At 64.0% G+C, this 16,707-nt stretch carries 17 protein-coding genes and 3 tRNA genes; 10 read left to right on the top strand and 10 right to left on the bottom strand.

Translation table 11 applies throughout. From position 1 onward, the window contains the following. Nucleotides 1-87: 87 nt before the first annotated feature. The 3 genes from E4P29_RS11915 to E4P29_RS11925 all read right to left on the bottom strand — a co-directional run bounded on the left by E4P29_RS11915 (nt 88) and on the right by E4P29_RS11925 (nt 1,193). Nucleotides 88-160: transfer RNA gene (locus E4P29_RS11915), tRNA-Arg, on the bottom strand. Between the two features lie 55 nt (nt 161-215). Next, nucleotides 216-305 (bottom strand) — tRNA-Ser (locus E4P29_RS11920). A 123-nt stretch (nt 306-428) separates the two neighbouring features. Next, the gene (locus E4P29_RS11925; RefSeq protein WP_135044845.1) at nt 429-1,193 is read right to left on the bottom strand and encodes a dienelactone hydrolase family protein; all 765 of its coding nucleotides are present in this window, start codon (nt 1,191-1,193) and stop codon (nt 429-431) included. 96 nt (nt 1,194-1,289) lie between these two features. Here E4P29_RS11925 and hisC point away from each other — a divergent pair, with 96 nt between their 5' ends. Then, nucleotides 1,290-2,345 carry a histidinol-phosphate transaminase gene (gene hisC, locus E4P29_RS11930; RefSeq protein WP_135044847.1) on the top strand — a complete coding sequence of 352 codons (1,056 nt, stop codon included), beginning with the start codon at nt 1,290-1,292 and terminating at the stop codon, nt 2,343-2,345. Here the strand turns inward: hisC and E4P29_RS11935 are convergent. Both E4P29_RS11935 and E4P29_RS11940 read right to left on the bottom strand, forming a co-directional pair. After that, on the bottom strand, nt 2,334-3,380 hold the full coding sequence (locus E4P29_RS11935) for an alpha/beta hydrolase family protein (protein WP_135044973.1): 1,047 nt from the start codon (nt 3,378-3,380) through the stop codon (nt 2,334-2,336). The two genes, hisC and E4P29_RS11935, sit on opposite strands and share 12 nt — an antisense overlap. A gap of 292 nt (nt 3,381-3,672) precedes the next feature. After that, nucleotides 3,673-3,876, bottom strand: a complete 204-nt coding sequence (locus tag E4P29_RS11940; protein WP_027494766.1) for a DUF3072 domain-containing protein — start codon at nt 3,874-3,876, stop codon at nt 3,673-3,675. Nucleotides 3,877-4,035: 159 nt separating this feature from the next. Between E4P29_RS11940 and E4P29_RS11945 the strand changes: the two genes are divergently transcribed. Beyond that, the gene (locus E4P29_RS11945; RefSeq protein WP_135044849.1) at nt 4,036-4,371 is read left to right on the top strand and encodes an excalibur calcium-binding domain-containing protein; all 336 of its coding nucleotides are present in this window, start codon (nt 4,036-4,038) and stop codon (nt 4,369-4,371) included. Nucleotides 4,372-4,449: 78 nt separating this feature from the next. Continuing rightward, a complete protein-coding gene (locus E4P29_RS11950; protein ID WP_209205380.1) occupies nt 4,450-5,358 on the top strand; it encodes a pseudouridine synthase in 909 nt (302 codons plus the stop codon). Nucleotides 5,359-5,389: 31 nt separating this feature from the next. On the opposite strand, the gene E4P29_RS11955 is transcribed toward E4P29_RS11950, so the two are convergent. The 3 genes from E4P29_RS11955 to E4P29_RS11965 form a co-directional block, all read right to left on the bottom strand. Next, a complete protein-coding gene (locus tag E4P29_RS11955; RefSeq protein ID WP_135044851.1) occupies nt 5,390-6,202 on the bottom strand; it encodes a formate/nitrite transporter family protein in 813 nt (270 codons plus the stop codon). Nucleotides 6,203-6,315: 113 nt separating this feature from the next. Then, nucleotides 6,316-6,405: transfer RNA gene (locus E4P29_RS11960), tRNA-Ser, on the bottom strand. Nucleotides 6,406-6,463: 58 nt separating this feature from the next. Further along, on the bottom strand, nt 6,464-6,907 hold the full coding sequence (locus E4P29_RS11965; RefSeq protein ID WP_222085094.1) for a MarR family transcriptional regulator: 444 nt from the start codon (nt 6,905-6,907) through the stop codon (nt 6,464-6,466). A 146-nt stretch (nt 6,908-7,053) separates the two neighbouring features. Here E4P29_RS11965 and mgrA point away from each other — a divergent pair, with 146 nt between their 5' ends. Beyond that, a complete protein-coding gene (gene mgrA / locus E4P29_RS11970; RefSeq protein ID WP_135044853.1) occupies nt 7,054-8,088 on the top strand; it encodes an L-glyceraldehyde 3-phosphate reductase in 1,035 nt (344 codons plus the stop codon). A gap of 34 nt (nt 8,089-8,122) precedes the next feature. Continuing rightward, complete coding sequence (locus E4P29_RS11975) at nt 8,123-9,112, top strand: NAD(P)H-quinone oxidoreductase (protein ID WP_135044855.1); 990 nt, start codon at nt 8,123-8,125, stop codon at nt 9,110-9,112. 106 nt (nt 9,113-9,218) lie between these two features. On the opposite strand, the gene E4P29_RS11980 is transcribed toward E4P29_RS11975, so the two are convergent. Beyond that, the gene (locus E4P29_RS11980; RefSeq protein WP_135044857.1) at nt 9,219-10,424 is read right to left on the bottom strand and encodes a cysteine desulfurase-like protein; all 1,206 of its coding nucleotides are present in this window, start codon (nt 10,422-10,424) and stop codon (nt 9,219-9,221) included. A gap of 175 nt (nt 10,425-10,599) precedes the next feature. Between E4P29_RS11980 and E4P29_RS11985 the strand changes: the two genes are divergently transcribed. The 5 genes from E4P29_RS11985 (at nt 10,600) to E4P29_RS12005 (ending at nt 14,738) form a co-directional block, all read left to right on the top strand. Further along, complete coding sequence (locus E4P29_RS11985; RefSeq protein WP_057474004.1) at nt 10,600-11,181, top strand: bacterial proteasome activator family protein; 582 nt, start codon at nt 10,600-10,602, stop codon at nt 11,179-11,181. 93 nt (nt 11,182-11,274) lie between these two features. Beyond that, nucleotides 11,275-12,111 carry an ABC transporter permease gene (locus E4P29_RS11990; RefSeq protein WP_167735454.1) on the top strand — a complete coding sequence of 279 codons (837 nt, stop codon included), beginning with the start codon at nt 11,275-11,277 and terminating at the stop codon, nt 12,109-12,111. A gap of 16 nt (nt 12,112-12,127) precedes the next feature. Next, nucleotides 12,128-12,940 carry an ABC transporter ATP-binding protein gene (locus E4P29_RS11995; protein ID WP_209205388.1) on the top strand — a complete coding sequence of 271 codons (813 nt, stop codon included), beginning with the start codon at nt 12,128-12,130 and terminating at the stop codon, nt 12,938-12,940. Beyond that, nucleotides 12,921-13,835, top strand: coding sequence for a glycosyltransferase family 2 protein (locus tag E4P29_RS12000; protein WP_167735455.1), 915 nt, complete (start codon nt 12,921-12,923; stop codon nt 13,833-13,835). Before E4P29_RS11995 ends, E4P29_RS12000 begins: the two co-directional genes overlap by 20 nt. Before the next feature lie 39 nt (nt 13,836-13,874). Next, a complete protein-coding gene (locus E4P29_RS12005) occupies nt 13,875-14,738 on the top strand; it encodes a TylF/MycF/NovP-related O-methyltransferase (RefSeq protein ID WP_135044862.1) in 864 nt (287 codons plus the stop codon). Here E4P29_RS12005 and E4P29_RS12010 read toward each other — a convergent pair whose 3' ends face one another. After that, entirely contained in the window at nt 14,739-16,628 is a 1,890-nt protein-coding gene (locus E4P29_RS12010; protein ID WP_135044865.1) for a glycosyltransferase, read from the bottom strand. Nucleotides 16,629-16,707: the final 79 nt, after the last annotated feature.

The following is a 16,707-nucleotide window of genomic DNA, read 5'->3' on the forward strand; positions in this document are numbered from 1 at the left end:
TTGAGTAAGTGTTGAGTCGGCCGCAACTCGGATGGTGAACGAGAAAGCCCCGAGCTGCATCGCTGCAGTTCAGGGCTTTCTCTTCTGTGCGCCCGAAGGGATTCGAACCCCTAACCTCTTGATCCGTAGTCAAGTGCTCTATCCGTTGAGCTACGGGCGCATGTTCAGTTGTGTCGGTTCCGAGGAACCGACGTGCCGATCCTTGCGGATCAGCGTGGCGGAGGCGAGAGGATTTGAACCTCCGGACCCGGTGAAGGGTCAAGTCATTAGCAGTGACTCCCATTCGGCCGCTCTGGCACGCCTCCTAGGCTGCCGGCCCTCTCGGACCGCCGAGGAAAGAGATTACACACGGCTGAGGCCAGAAGGCAAAACGGCTGGTCGACGCCCCAGGTTCGCGCGGCGTTCGCGTAAAAGATGCTTGTTGCTCGTCAACGCATGAAGCTGTCGAACCAGTCGAAGATGCGCGTCTGCGCATCGACGAGAGCAGCTTCCGCGGGGTCGGTGTCGTCGCTGCTGCCCGGCTGTTCCCGAGGATGATCGGCGCGATGCTCCACCCCGGAGTAGCTGACGACATTCGTGGCCACTGAGGCGCGCGTGGCGGCATCGCGAAGGGCTTCGATGTGTTCGGGTGGGGTGTGGGGGTCGTTCTCGCCGTAGAGGCCGAGCCACGGTGCCTGCAGTTTGGGCGCGGCGTCGACCAATGCGACGGCGTCCGAATTGAGCGGCTCCACGATCCCTGCTGCGGCGACGCTGACCGCTGCTCCGACCGGACGGCTGGTAGCCACGATCAACGCGGCAGTTCCGGCATCGTCGAATCCGATGACGCCGATGCAATCGGAGTACACCCCGCGCTGGACGAGCCAGTCGGAGGTGGCGTCGAAATCGGCGAAGAGGTCGTCGCCGAACACTTCCTTGTCGTCGCCGTGCCCCCGATGGAACAGGTCGGGCGCTACCGCCAGCCATCCTTCCAACGCGAGCGCGCGCAGGAGATCTTTCAGGGAATCAGGTATTTCCCTGGCCTCGTGCAACACGACGATGCCGCCGCGCGGGGACCCCTCGGGCTCGACGGCCGTCAACGGCACTTTCTCCTGCGAGACGGGTTTCGATGCGGCCGTATCCACCTCGTCGTCCGCGCCGACTGTGGGCGCGGGGGCGGACCGAAGGACTGCGAAGTCGCTGAAAGTTCCCGACATACTGTACGAAGATAGGACGATTCCGGCCGTCCTGCACAGCTTTGACGCGGACAGGCAGAAGTCGACTGCCGACAGGGTCGGCGCATAATGACGGGCGTGACCGTGCACATCCGCCCCGACCTCGACGCCATCCCCGCTTACGTACCCGGCCGCAGCTTTCCCGGTGCGATCAAGCTGGCAAGTAACGAAACGACACAGGGCCCTCTGCCGAGTGTCCGTGAAGCGATCGCGGAAGCGGCCGGCGGCGTCAATCGCTACCCCGACATCCGCGCGACGGCGCTCGTCGAGTCGTTGGCGAAGAAGCTCGGAGTGCCCCCGGAGAACGTGGCCGCCGGAAACGGCTCGGTCGCGTTGTGCCAGGAGGTCGTCCAGATCACCTGTGGCCCCGGTGACGAAGTCATCTTCGCGTGGCGCTCGTTCGAGGCCTACCCGATCATCGTCCGGGTGACGGGAGCGACGCCCGTTCAGGTGCCGCTGACCTCGGACCACGTGCACGATCTCGACGCGATGCTCGACGCCATCACCGAGCGCACCCGGCTCATCTTCGTCTGCAACCCGAACAACCCGAGCGGAACCGTCGTTCAGCGCGACAAGCTCGTGGCCTTCCTGGACGCGGTGCCGTCCAGCGTCCTCGTCGTTCTGGACGAGGCCTACTTCGAGTACACCCGCCCCGACGCGGCAGGTAATCACACCGATGGGGTGGAGATCGCTCGCGGTCGGCGCAACGTGATCGTGCTACGGACGTTCTCGAAGGCGTACGGCCTCGCCGGTTTGCGGGTGGGCTACGCAGTGGCCGACCCCGAGGTGATCACCGCACTGTCGAAGGTTCGAATTGCGTTCGCCGTCAGCACCATTGCTCAGCAGGCGGCTCTGGCGTCGCTCGAAGCCTCGGCCGAGTTGCTGGCTCGCACCGATGCGTTGATCGCCGAACGTGATCGAGTGCGCGACGCCCTGGTCTCGGGTGGCTACGACGTGGGCGTATCCCAGTCCAATTTCATTTGGCTGCCGCTGGGCGAACATTCGGGTGAATTCGCCTCGGGCGCAGCCGAACAGGGCGTGCTGTTGCGTTCCTACGGAAACGACGGAGTGCGGGTCACCATCGGCGACCCGCACGAGAACGACGCGTTTCTGAAGTTCGCTCTACAGTCCTAGCGCGCGCTCGAGCGTCGGCCAAGATTCACGAAGATCGTCCTGCCAGTACGGCCACTGATGAATGCCGTAGGGGCGGTAGGTGAAGGTGGCCGGTATGTGGAGTGAGCGCAGGCGTGTGTCGAAGAGCGTGGTGCAGTACAGCGCTGCAGCTTCGAGCGGTCCGCCCATCGCAGCCTCCTGCACTCCACCGCCGCCGGGGCCCAGCTCGTGCGGGCCGGGTAGGCCGGTGCCGACCGACACGTAGACGTCCTTGCCGCGCAATGCTTCTGCGTTGCGTGACGGATCGTGTTCGATCCATTTCGCGTCGGCGTTCTCGCCCCACATGTTGGTGGCATTGCCGCCGTTGGTGGCGACCGTGGCGCGCACGGCGTCCTTGAGGTTGTTCTGCGAGTTGTCGTAGCACCCGCTCAAACCGGCTACTCCGGTGTAGAGATCGGGGTGACGCGTGATCAGATCCATCGCGGCCTGGGCACCCATCGACACTCCGCCGATGGCATTGGTGCCGTTACCGGAGAACCGCGCGTCGATCAGCGGCGGCAACTCCGCCGTCAGGAACGTCTCCCAGTTGTTGACACCCAGGACGGGGTCGGGCACATTCCAGTCGGTGTAGTAGCTACTCGATCCGCCGACCGGCAACACGACGTTGACCGGCTTGTCCGCGAAGAAATCGACGATGTCGGTCTTCTGCGTCCAGGTGCTTTCCTTGTAATCGGATTCCTTGCCGGCACTGACCCCGTCGAGCATGTAGAGCGTCGGACGGGACACGGCCTGCGCGGCCGGAAGAAGTACCTGCACCTGGATCGCCCTACCCATGGCCGGCGAATCGACCCACACGGCCGCACGACGCGGAGTCAGCATGTCGACTCGGTCGATTCTTGCGGCAGGCATGGGCGCGGACTGGGCCTGCATGCCAGGTGCCGCCCCGCCACCATCGGCACTGCCGGTACCCGGAAGCGGCTGCGCTCCGGCGATACCCGACGACAGCAAGGTCACAGCCAGCGCAGCCCCCGCTACTGCCAACACACGACGGTGCATCTGATCTGCCATCCTCCCCAGGCGCACCCTCGCGGGCGCAACACAAACAACATCCGTTTCACAACGTACCCACCGCGACGCAGACACGCCGAGGGCTGTGGGTCCGCTCACAGTAGCCGCGAAATCTCAGGTACAAAAGTCTGCGTAATCCTTTGTTACATGTACCGAAGAAATAACGGTCTACCTGGTCGGATGCTGCCGTCGGGAGGTGCTTCAGAAGGCACTCGATGTGACATTCGGTGGACTTTTCGGGGGTCGATGTCACATCGAGTGGACTTCTGGCAGAGCAGGCTCAGCCGCGGCCGGTTTCGCCCTGCAACTTGTCGATCATTTCCGACGCCTGCGCCTTGTTCAGGTCGTCGGGAACTTCCTCCCCGGCTTCCTGCGCGAGGGTGCTCAGGTAGCTCTTCTGCGGGCCGGTCATCGGCTCGTCGCCGGTGACCCAGTCGTCGGGATCCTTCTCGGGGTTCTGATTGACCTGCTCGTTTTCGCTCATACGTTCGTAAATACGCTCTATTGCCGGTTTCCAAACGCGTCGACCCTGCCATTTCGGTGCCGCCCTGCTCAGCACGGCCGTCGGTCGCGCGAATGACTTCGTTGACAGTTCAAGGATCCGGCGAGGAAGCTCCATCGCACCCCCTCGAATTGGAGCAACATGAAGACGAAGAACCTGCTGGTCAGAATCGGCATCGGAAGCGCGATCGCTGCAGCAGCCATGGTCACCACCCCCGCCCTCGCTTCGGCCGATCCGATCACCGATTTCCTGTGTGGTGCCGGCTCGGCGCAGTTCTGCATCCTTCCGCCGCCGCCTGCCTTCGCTCCTCCGCCCGCACCGCAGGGTGCGCCCGCCCCCGCACCCCGGCCCAACGGTGGGTTCCAGTACCAGAACTGCGACGCCGCCCGCGCCGCCGGAGCTGCACCGGTCTACCGCGGCCAGTACGGCTACGGCCCCCACCTCGACCGCGACAACGACGGCATCGGCTGCGAGTAGCGAGTTCGCACTTGTGCAGGTGAATCGCTGTCGATCGTCTGCACAAGTGCGATCTCGGCGGGCGGATACGCTCGCTCGATGAGACGACGCCAGCAACCACCCCTGGCGAAGCGCTACGGCCTCGACCCCGCGCGCGTCCGAATGCCCGAGGACGGCTCATGGCCCACCGTCCGCGAGTTCTTGACGGCGACCGAGCAACGGATCTCGCCGGAGCGCATCGACGAGATGCTCGCTGCGGGTGAGGTCGTCGACATGGGCGGCCCTCTATCCGCGGATGCTTCTTATGTCCCCGGTGAGGCTGTCTGGTTTCACCGCGACCTGCCGACGGAAACCGTTGTGCCATTCGATATCTCGATCGTGCACCGAGACGACGCCATTCTGGTGATCGACAAGCCGCATTTTCTACCGACGATCCCGCGCGGCGGCCACATTCTGCAGACCGCTCTGGTGCGACTGCGCCTCGAACTCGATCTGCCGCAACTGGTGCCCGCTCATCGACTCGACCGCGTCACCGCTGGCCTGGCGCTGTTCGTCGTCGACCCTGCCCTCCGCGGGGCGTATCAGACGTTGTTTCAGGATCGAAAGGTCCGCAAGGAGTACGAGGCCATCGCGGCTTACGAACCGTCGCTCACCCTGCCCACCGAGGTACGCAGTCGGATCGTCTCGGACAAGGGCCAGTTCACTGCACGCGAAGTGACCGGAGAACCCAACGCGCACACCGTCGTCGAACTCTTGGAACACCGCGAGGGCATCGGACGGTATCGACTGACACCGTCGACGGGACGAACCCACCAGCTACGTCTGCACATGAATTCGTTGGGCATCCCCATCCTGGGTGACGACCTCTACCCGACGGCAACCGGCCGAGCCGTCGACGATTTCACGGCTCCACTCCAATTACTCGCCAGTGCAATCGAATTCATCGACCCGATCTCGAAAGCTCTGCGACGCTTAGAGACTCGACGGAGCCTGGAGCGTTGGGTGTAGAACTGAGGTCCGTGACTCCGGGCTCCGCTGGCTATTCAGAATTTTGGTCACGCTCGGACTTCACCAGTTCCTTCGTGCGCACCAAGCGCAGCGCAGTGACCAACACGACTCCCCCGATGATGTTGAACAGCACTGTGTAGCCGAACCATTCGATCCAATCGCGGTAGCTCACATCCGCTCCTGCGTGGATGGCCCCGAAGATCAGCAGAGAATCCAGGACCGAGTGAAACAACTGCAATCCGGCCAACAGAAAACCTGCCGCCATGGCGGCGATGATGCGCGCCACATCGGATTCGGTTCCCTGCTGCATGCGGGTCAGCAGTGTCATCGTGCTGCCGCCGAGAACAGCGAGGCAGATCGACTGAAGATCCAAGGGTGCGTAGACGAAATGATGCGCCGACTCGGACAACACTTCGAGCCACTGCGGAAACGCGTGCGCGATCAACCACATCACGAACCAACCGCCGAGCAGATTCGCGAGCAGAGTCCCGACCCACAACTTCGCGAGCTGCGCAGGCGTGCCGTTGCGGGCCACAATCGCTGCGATCGGCATCAGGAAATCCTCGGTGAACAGCTCACCGTGCGCGAGATAGATGGCCACGAGGCCGATTCCGAACGCCAGGCCTGCCAGCAGGTGACTGCCGGTCTCGTCCAGCACCGCCAGGTACGCCATCACCCCCAGAGCGACCTCGAGTCCGCCGAAGAGTCCGGTGATCAGCACGGTGCGTACGGTCCGGTGCAAGCGCTCGCCACCTTCGGTGACGACAGCGTCGAAACTCTCCTCGAGCTCCTCTTCCAGAGGCCCCTCGTTGTCGCCGTCGTTGCGCCGCGCTTCTTCGCTCATTGGCAGGTAGTACCCACTGAACCGGTATTGATGCCACGCCAAGAATTCGCTGCTTCGGAAACGAACAAACCCGGTCCACCCTCGGGGTGGACCGGGTTCGAACAACGAACATGTGGCGGAAGCGGAGGGATTTGAACCCCCGGACGCTTTTACACGTCTCTCGCTTTCAAGGCGAGTGCATTGGGCCGCTCTGCCACGCTTCCGTGTGCGATCTTAACGGCCGGGGCGGCACCGGCCCAATCGCCCCTCGTTGCCGGTCTGTCAGCGTCGGGGTCGGGTTGCCGATGCGTCCATTGCGGCGTCCACCTTCTGGAAGATGTCGCCCAGGACCTCGAGTTCGGTCGGAGTGAGGAGATCGACCAGATGTTGCCGGACGCTGCGGACGTGTGTGGGTGCTGCCTCCGTCAGTCGTCGTCGACCTTCCTCGGTGATGACGGCGAGGACGCCACGGCCGTCGTGCGCGCAGGTACTGCGGCGCACCATGTCCTGGACTTCCATTCGCCTGATCTGGTGGGTGAGGCGACTTCGGGAGGACAGGACCCCGTCGGCCAGCTCGCTCATGCGGATGGAGCCGTCGTCCGCCTCGGACAGCATCACCAGGATGCGGTATTCGGCCATCGACAGGTCGTGTCTGTCCTGTAGATCCCTGTTCAATACCTCCATCAATCGTTGACCGCCGTCGACATAGGCACGCCAAGCTCTCATTTCCGCAGTGTCGAGCCACTGCGGGTCCCCCCCGGGACCAATGGCTAATTCGGCCGTCACGCGAGTCATCTTAGGCAGGAAATCTACTCACGAGTAGCTTGCCGTGGTTCGGGGTCCGTTTCGCCGATGCGACCTAGGGTCGAGTTATGACAGATCCCTACATCGACCCCCCGTACGTTGCCGCCGCCGATCGCTACGAATCCATGTCGTATCGCCGAGTGGGATCGCGTGGGCCGGTACTGCCGGCTGTGTCGCTGGGCCTGTGGCACAACTTCGGCGACGACGTTCCACTGATGAAGCAGCGCGCGATTCTTCGTCGCGCCTTCGATCTGGGAATCAACCATTTCGACTTGGCGAACAACTACGGTCCGCCGTACGGAAGCGCCGAGAAGAACTTCGGCCGCATCTTCTCCGAGGACTTCGCCGGCTACCGCGACGAGCTGATCATCTCCAGCAAAGCGGGATGGGACATGTGGCCCGGCCCGTACGGCTTCGGCGGCTCCCGCAAGTACCTGCTGTCGTCACTCGACCAATCGTTGACGCGCATGCGACTCGACCACGTCGACATCTTCTACAGCCACCGCCCCGACCACGACACCCCTATCGAAGAGACAGCCGGCGCTCTGATCAGCGCCGTCCAGCAGGGGAAGGCCCTGTACGCGGGCATCAGCTCGTACAAGCCCGAGGGCACGCAGAAGATGGCGGATCTGCTCGCCGACGCCGGTGTTCCGTTGCTGATCCATCAGCCCAGCTACTCGATGGTCAACCGGTGGATCGAACCCGAATTGTTGGGCACACTCGACGCGATCGGCGCAGGCGTCATCGCATTCTCTCCCCTCGCCCAAGGCATGCTCACCGACAGGTACCTCGACGGTATTCCCGCGGATTCGCGCGCAGCACAGGGTAAGTCGCTGAACCCGGACTGGCTCACCGACGACCATATCGGCCACCTTCGCGCACTGAACGACATCGCGTCGGCCCGCGGTCAGTCACTGGCTCAGCTCGCGCTGAGTTGGGCGCTGCGCGACCGACGAGTGACGTCGGTACTGATCGGCGCATCGAGCGTCGAGCAGCTCGAGAACAACGTCGCGGCGCTGGACAATCTGGACTTCTCCGACGCCGAACTCGAACAGATCGACAGTCACGCCGGCGACTTCGGCATCAACCTCTGGGACCTGTAAAGCGCCTGCGACCGCGGTGGCGCATCATGGATGCATGCGTGCAATCACACTGAAAGAATTCGGCGATCCCGACGTCATGGAGTGGACCGAGGTTCCCGATCCACGACCGGCCCGCGGACAGGTGATCGTCGACGTCTCGGCCACCGCCGTCAACCGCGCCGATCTGATGCAGCGTCAGGGCAACTACCCGCCGCCCCCGGGTGCCAGCGAGATCCTCGGTCTCGAGTGCTCGGGAATCATTTCCGAGCTCGGTGACGGCGTCAGCGGTTGGAACGTCGGCGACAGGGTCTGCGCGCTTCTGGCCGGTGGCGGGTACGCCGAGCAGGTCGCCGTGCCTGCCACCCAGCTTTTCCCGATCCCTGCGGGCCTCGATCTCCATGTGGCAGCAGCACTTCCGGAGGTCGCGTCCACGGTGTGGTCAAACCTGGTGATGGATGCGCACATGCGTTCGGGGCAGGTGCTGCTGATCCACGGCGGAGGTAGCGGAATCGGTACGCACGCAATCCAGGTCGCGAAACAGATGGGCGTCACCGTCGCCGTGACCGCCGGGTCCACGTACAAGCTGGACATGTGCGCGGACCTCGGTGCCGACATCCTCATCGACTACAAGAACCAAGACTTCGTCACCGAAATACGTTCACAGACAAACGATCACGGTGCCGACCTGATCCTGGACAACATGGGTGCGAAGTACCTCGACCGTAACCTCGACGCGCTCGCCATGGACGGCACCGTCGTCACCATCGGAATGCAGGGCGGCGTGAAGGGTGAGCTGAACTTCGGCAAGCTCCTCGCCAAGCGCGGCTCGGTACACGCGGCCGGATTGCGTGGACGCCCCGAGACCGGACCGTCGAGCAAAGCCGACATCGTCGCCGACATGACCGCACACCTGTGGCCGATGATCTCCGAGGGCCGCGTCACCGCCGTCGTGCATGCCGAAATCCCGATAACCGAAGCAGCACAAGGCCATCGGATGCTCGACGACGCCGAGACGATCGGGAAAGTCATCCTGCGCGTGCAGTGATGTGCGTCCGAGGGTCGTGCGTGGAACTTCGTAGTGGGCTACGAGGCCGGAGTGGAGCCTGCGGAACGACCCGGAGGCACCTCGTGCACGTGCGGCGCAGCCGCTCTCACAGGGCGAGCGCAGCGAGAGCTTTCACGAGCTGATCGATCTCGTACCGGGTGGTGTAGGGAGCGAGTCCGATGGTGACGGCCCCACCTTCGTCGTTGACGCCCAAGGCGTCGAGCAGACGACTGCCACCGTGGACTCCACTGACGCTGCCGATTCGGGCCTGCACGAGTTGCTCGGACACCTTCACCGCGGGCATACCGTCGACGGTGAAGCTGACGGTAGGGATACGCGTGGGCGCAGTGCCGAGCACCATGACGTGATCGAGGGTGGCGAGCGCAGCCATCAGATGCTCGAAGAGCCGATCCTGATAGTGCTGCAGCGATCCGATGGACAGCTCGAGCCGCTCACGTCGAGTGCCCGTCGCTGCGTCGTCGAGATTGGCCAGGTAGTCGATGGACGACACGACACCGGCCAGCAGCGCGTACTGATGACCACTGACCTCGAGCCGCTCGGGTCCCTTCGCCGACGGGTTCAGCGACATCGACGGCAACTGGTCGAGCAGTGTCGGATCCCGGAAGATCAGCGCACCCACCGACGGCCCGCCCCACGCGGCCGCGTCGATCGCGACAACGTCGGCTCCGAGCTCTTTGATGTCGACGTGTGCGTAAGGGGCTGCCCCGGCGGCATCGACGACGATGAGTCCACCGACCTCGTGGACCAGATCGGCCGCGACGCGAACGTCGGGAGCGCTACCCACGATCGGCGACGCCGCCGTGACCGCGACGAGCCGGGTGGTGGAGGTGATGAGTTCCTCGAACTGCCACGTGGGCAGCTCACAGGTATCGATCTCGACCTCGGCCCAGCGCACGTGTGCGCCGGTTCGGCTGGCGACCCGCAGCCACGGTGCGACGTTGGCTTCCTCGTCCAGACGAGTGAGCACCAAGCCGGTTCCCAGCCCGAGCCGAGAGCTCAGAGAATCGGCGAGCCACGACAGCAGCGTCGCCCGATCCGGTCCGATGACCACGCCTGACGGATAGGCACCGACCAGATCTGCGATTGCGACGCGGGCGGATTCGAGCAGAGCAGCACTCCGCTTGGCGGCGATGTTGCCGGCCGAATGATTGGACGCACTGTGCCGGAACGCCGTGGACACGGCCGTCGACACGCGATCCGGAATCAGCATTCCCAGCTGAGGGTCCAAATGAATCCACCCGTCGCCGAGGGAGGGAATGGACCCTCTGACCCGTGCGACGTCGTACCCCATGCCGGACACTCTAAGCGCCGACCCGCCGGAGGTGTGTTTCACGTCCCGTTTCCCCAGGAAACGGCAGCCGACAACGCACGCTTCGATCCTCCTGACACCCCGGTTGCGAACGACCGAACCAGGATAATCGCCCCTGTCGATCGCGCAACGGCAGGCGACGCGTAAAGATGGATGCATGACGCAATCCGAGTCGAACAATGCACCCGGCGATCACGTCGTCGTGATCGGCCCCAACGGAGAGCCACTCGCACTGAGCCGCGAAGAAGCCACCGCTGCTGCAGCCCGCGCTTCCGGCTCGGCGGCCAACGAGGAGTCGTCCGACGGATCGGACCTCTCGGAGATGGTGGAACAGCCCGCCAAGGTGATGCGCATCGGCACGATGATCAAGCAACTGCTCGAAGAAGTGCGCGCGGCACCTCTCGACGACGCCAGCCGCAATCGGCTCAAGGAAATCCACAAATCGTCCATCCAGGAGCTGGAGCAGGGCTTGGCCCCGGAGCTACGCGACGAGCTCGAGCGTCTGGTGCTGCCGTTCGGCGACGACGTCGTCCCCACCGATGCCGAATTGCGGATCGCCCAGGCTCAGCTCGTCGGATGGCTCGAAGGACTGTTCCACGGCATCCAGACGGCACTGTTCGCTCAGCAGATGGCCGCACGGGCCCAGCTCGAGCAAATGCGTCAGGGCGCATTGCCTCCCGGTGTCATGCCCACACCGAGCGGCGGCCACGGCGGGAGCGGTACCGGCCAGTATCTGTAGCAAGCTCGACATGAGTCCCTCGGTCGAAGACGGGTAGTGTCGACCGTCGTGTCGGCACCAGCGAAGGATCCCGAGAGCGAGGCAGGAGAACAGATGCCTGCTCCGGTTTCGGACTCACAGACTTATCGGCGCGCGTTCGGCGATCTGCGGACCGGTTTCAACCAGCGTGAATTGTGGCTGCATCTCGGCTGGCAGGACATCAAGCAGCGCTATCGGCGGTCGGTGATCGGGCCGTTCTGGATCACCATCGCCACCGGCGTTCAGGCCATCGCCATGGGCCTGCTGTATTCGGTGCTTCTCGACATCGATCTGCGCTCGTTCCTGCCGCATGTCACGGTCGGCCTGATCATCTGGAACCTCATCAGTGCCGCGATTCTCGAGGGCGGAGACGTCTTCGTCGCCAACGAGGGTCTCATCAAGCAGCTGCCCAGCGCGCTCAGCGTGCACGTGTATCGCCTGGTGTGGCGCCAGCTGCTACTCCTGGGCCACAACCTACTGATCTACGTGATCATCATCGCGATCTTCTGGCCGCCCGGCGGACTGCACTGGACGGTGATCTTCGCGATTCCGGCGCTGGTCCTGATTCTGCTCAACGCGGTGTGGGTGTCGATCCTCTTCGGCATCATCGCCACCCGCTACCGCGACATCGCCCCGATCCTCGGCAGCTTCGTCACGCTGATGTTCTTCATGACGCCGATCGTGTGGACCACATCGGGACTCGTGCAGATGGGCGGCGAGGCCGCGAATCGCGCCAAGCTCGTCGAGATCAACCCGCTCTTCCACTACCTGGACATCATCCGCGCCCCTCTGATCGGCGAGGACCAGCAGGCGTACCACTGGTACATCGTGCTCGGCTTCACCGTCGTCGGATGGGCGCTGGCCATTCTCGCTCTCAAGAAGTACCGGGCCCGCGTGCCCTACTGGGTTTAGGGGTCAGCAGTTGTCCATCAGCATCGATACCCATGACGCGTGCGTCGACTTCCCGATCTTCGACGCCAAGACGCGGTCACTGAAGAAGGCGTTCCTCGGTAAAGCCGGTGGTGCCATCGACCGCAACTCCTCCGACGTCGTCGTCGTCGAAGCACTCAAGAACATCACCATGAGCCTGAAGGACGGCGATCGCGTCGGACTGGTGGGACACAACGGTGCCGGAAAGTCGACGCTGCTGCGGCTGCTCTCGGGCATCTACGAGCCGACGCGAGGCAGCGCGAGCATCCGCGGCCGCGTCGCGCCGGTGTTCGATCTGGGCGTCGGTATGGACCCGGAGATCTCCGGTTACGAGAACATCATCATCCGCGGCCTGTTCCTCGGCCAGACGCGCAAGCAGATGCTCGCGAAGATGGACGAGATCGCCGACTTCACCGAACTCGGTGACTACCTCGACATGCCGTTGCGCACCTACTCCACGGGTATGCGGGTGCGCGTCGCGATGGGCGTCGTCACCAGCATCGACCCGGAGATCCTGCTGCTCGACGAGGGCATCGGGGCCGTCGACGCGGAGTTCATGAAGAAGGCCCGGCACCGACTGCAGCAGTTGGTGAAGCGCTCGGGAATCCTGGTGTTCGCCAGCCACTCCAACGAATTCCTGGCTCAGTTGTGCGATACCGCGATGTGGATCGATCACGGCCAGATTCGGCAGCAGGGCGGCATCGAGGAAGTAGTGCGGGCATACGACGGCGACGACGCCGGTGACCACGTCGCGCAGATCCTGAAAGAGATCGAGCGGGAAGACGGACCTGATGGGCAAGCCGGTGGCTGACAAGATCGTCGGGGTCATCGTCACGCACAAGAGGCGTGAATTGCTGGCTCTGTCGCTCGATGTGATCGGTGCTCAGACGCGTCCGCTCGATCATCTGGTCGTCGTCGACAACGCGAACGAGCCGGCTGTACGCGAACTGGTGGAATCGACGGCCCTGCCGACGACGTACCTCGGCTCGCAGCACAACCTGGGCGGCGCAGGCGGGTTCGCGCTCGGGATTCTGTATGCGCTCTCCCTCGGTGCCGATTGGGTGTTCCTCGCCGACGACGATGGCCGCCCCGAGGGCCCGAAGGTGCTCGAGACCCTCTACGACTGCGCGCTCGCGCACGGACTGGACGAGGTCTCCCCCGTCGTCTGCGACATCGAGGATCCGGATCGCTTGGCGTTTCCGCTGCGCCGCGGCGTCGAGTGGCGTCGTCTTCGTTCGGAGTTGATCGACCCGGAGAACCCGGACGACGATCTGCTCGAAGGCATCGCATCGTTGTTCAACGGTGCCCTGTTCAAGGCGTCGACGATCGATGCGGTGGGCGTGCCCGATCTGCGGCTGTTCGTGCGCGGCGACGAGGTGGAAGTACACCGCCGACTGCAGCGCTCGGGCCTGAAGTTCGGAACGTGCCTCACCACCGCGTACGTCCACCCCAACGGGGCCGAGGAGTTCAAGCCGATCCTCGGTGGCCGGATGCACACGCAGTACCCAGAGGACGCAACCAAGCGCTACTTCACGTACCGCAACCGCGGTTACTTGATGTCGCAGCCAGGCATGCGAAAGCTGTTGCCGCAGGAGTGGATTCGGTTCACCTGGTTCTTTCTGATCACCACCAGGAATCCTCGCGGTCTGGCGGAGTGGTTCCGGTTGCGCGGGCTCGGCCGTCGAGAGCACTTTCGCAAGCCCTGACGTGTTTGCGAACGCGTCCTCACCAGCTACCGTGTGCCCATGACGGAACCTCGGAAGCTCGCGGATCGCATCAAGTCGTCGGCTCGAGAAAAACTTCAACGAGCAATCGGTGAGGTTCTGGCGCAGCAGACCGCGCAACTGGCCGAGCAGACCAACGATCAGCAAGCGAAATTGCTCGACGTCCTCGAACGTCAGCGACGTGAGATCGACGACCTCCACGCCTTCATTCGCGGTCTCGAGATGCGGATGCGTCGCGACATTCCGTACGCTTCCGACGTCGAAGCCGCCGCCCAGAGCGCAGAGTTCGCCGAAGAGATGATGCCGGAGGCACCGACCTTCCTACGGCCGCACGCAACCCTGCGATTCGCACTCGGTGAGGTCTCCATTCGAGGCATGGCGCTCGAGTTCGGAGTGGCCAGCGGGACGACTCTCGAGATCATCGCCGAGGAATTGGCGTCGCGTAAGGACATCACCGTCGTCGCCGGATTCGACGTGTTCTCCGGCCTACCCGAGACCTGGCGTACGGGCTTCCCGAAGGGACTGTTCGAGCAGGACACCATCCCCGAAGTGCCGGGCGCACAGATCGTCCCTGGATTGTTCGAAGATTCGCTGCCGGGCTTCCTGAAGGGCCACCACGAGAAGTTGGCCTTCCTGCACCTCGACGCCGACCTGTACTCGTCGACGGTCACCGTGCTGGACCTCGTGGCCGATCGACTCGCAGTGGGCACCGTCATCGTGTTCGACGAGTACTTCAACTTCCCCGGCTGGCGCAACCACGAGTACCGGGCGTGGACGGAATTCGTCGCACGCACCGGCACCGAATTCGACTACCTCGGGTACACCGCCGACAACGAACAGGTCGTCGTACGAATTCGCACGGCACCCAAGGTCCGGTCGAACTAGCTACTGTCCGTAGAGACGAGCCCAGTTCTCGCGGCTCGTCAGCTGCGGGACGGCGGCGCGGTACGACGCTGCCACGGCGGGTGTCTCGGTGCGCAGACGCTTGAGTGCCGTCACCCCGCGCTTGAGCAGCTCGACGGCATGTGCCTTGTTGCGCTTGCGAACTCGGACGCCCTCTTGCGAGCGGTCGGTGACGATCGCGTGGGAGAACAGCGAGACGTGCCACCAGTGCGCGTCGTCGGCCGAGATGGAAACGGGGCCCGGATCCACCGTGCCGCGCCACTGGTTGAGGACGCGCTTGGCGAGCACGGCGAATTCCATGCTCTTCTTCGGGTGTGGGCCGGCCGGGGTGATGAACATATCGGCCGGACGCACCCCCGGAACGTCGTTGGCGTTGTGCCGCTTGGTTTCTCCGTACGCTGCGCGCTCACGCCGGATGGAACCGGCCGCGTCCATGCCGCCGTCGAGCAGATGTTCCGGACCGGCCAGGAAGTCCTCGACGGACTTGATCAGCGTGTACGCCATGCCGTACTGCATCGACACCAGGTAGCGAAGCAGATCGGTGAACAGCTGCTTGGCCAGCGTCCTACCGTCGAGCTCGATGTGCAGGGCGGCGGTGATCATGCCGTTGCGCAGGTTGAAGTAGCGGTGCCACTCGTCCCAGTCCTTCCACGCGAAGTCGGCGTGCCACACCGCTGCGCCCGGCAGCGTGACGGTGGCGAATCCGTTTGCGCGCGAACGGTATCCGTACTCGATGTCGTCCCACTGGAAGAACAGCGGCAACGGGTAGCCGACCTGACCGACGATCTCCGACGGGATGAGGCACGACCACCAACCGTTGTATCCGGCGTCGACGCGGACGTCCTGCTGACGCTTGCGCTTGAATGCACTCTTGTCCGATACCGCGTTCTTGACGTGGACTCCGGCCTCGAGCTTCTGCAGGTTGGCCACCTCGGCACCGACGTGCACCCGGTCGGGGTGCAGCAGGTACAGCATCTGGGCACCGATGATCGCGGGCTCGACGGTCATGTTGGCGAACGAGTTCATGCGCACGATCGCCTCGGGCTCGCACAGCACGTCGTCGTCCATGAAGATCACGTTGGCCGGATCGCCGCCCTTGCCCTGTACCTCGTACAGGCCGCGGGTGAACCCACCGGCACCTCCGAGGTTGGGCTGGGTGATGTAGACGAGCTTGTCGCCGAGCTCGGCCGCCACGCGCTGGAACTTCTCCCGCGTCTGCACCTGATCGGTGCCCTGATCGACGACGTAGACGTTGTCGACGCCGAGCAACGCGATCGGGTCGTCGGCCATCGCCGCGACGGTGTTGGCGCAGTCGTCGGCACGGTTGAACGTGCAGATCACCACCGAGGTGGGCCGCAGCTTCTCGGGAGCGGCGACGGTCCACTCCGCATCCTGCACCGACAACTCGCTGGACGTCGTGGTGAAGCGAACGAACAGTGCGCCGCCGTCGAGGAACTGCGTCGTTGCGACGGGGACGGACAATCGCGTCGACGCGTTCGCGGAATCGACGGTGGTGCTGGCCATCGTGCGCTGGTGGCCCTTGTAGTCGGTGGCCACCAGATCCACGCGGCCCGCGCCTGCAACGGTGGCCTGGAAGACCACCTCGGTCACCGTCGTCCACCGCTGCCAGTAACTGGCCGGGAACCGTCCGAAGTAGCTGTTGGTATGTACGACGCTGCGCTTGGCGATCCGAACACCGGTGCGGGTGCGCTCGGCATTGCCCTTGCCGACCTCGCTGTACATGTCCGCGCTGACCAGGGGCGACGGGCCGTCGAACAGAAGCCTCTGAACTGTCAGTTCGGCCGTGTCGTCACCGCCGGCGGCAGCCGGCACGTCCGAGGAACCGAGACGATCGAGAGCAGTGCCGTCCATACCGAGAAATACCCCATCCAGTTCGAGTAGTGACAGTTCGAGCGATCACAGGTGTGGCCGTACCGAGAAGAAGACCACT

It is taken from the genome of Rhodococcus sp. 1R11, assembly GCF_004563845.1.
Classification (GTDB): domain Bacteria; phylum Actinomycetota; class Actinomycetes; order Mycobacteriales; family Mycobacteriaceae; genus Rhodococcoides.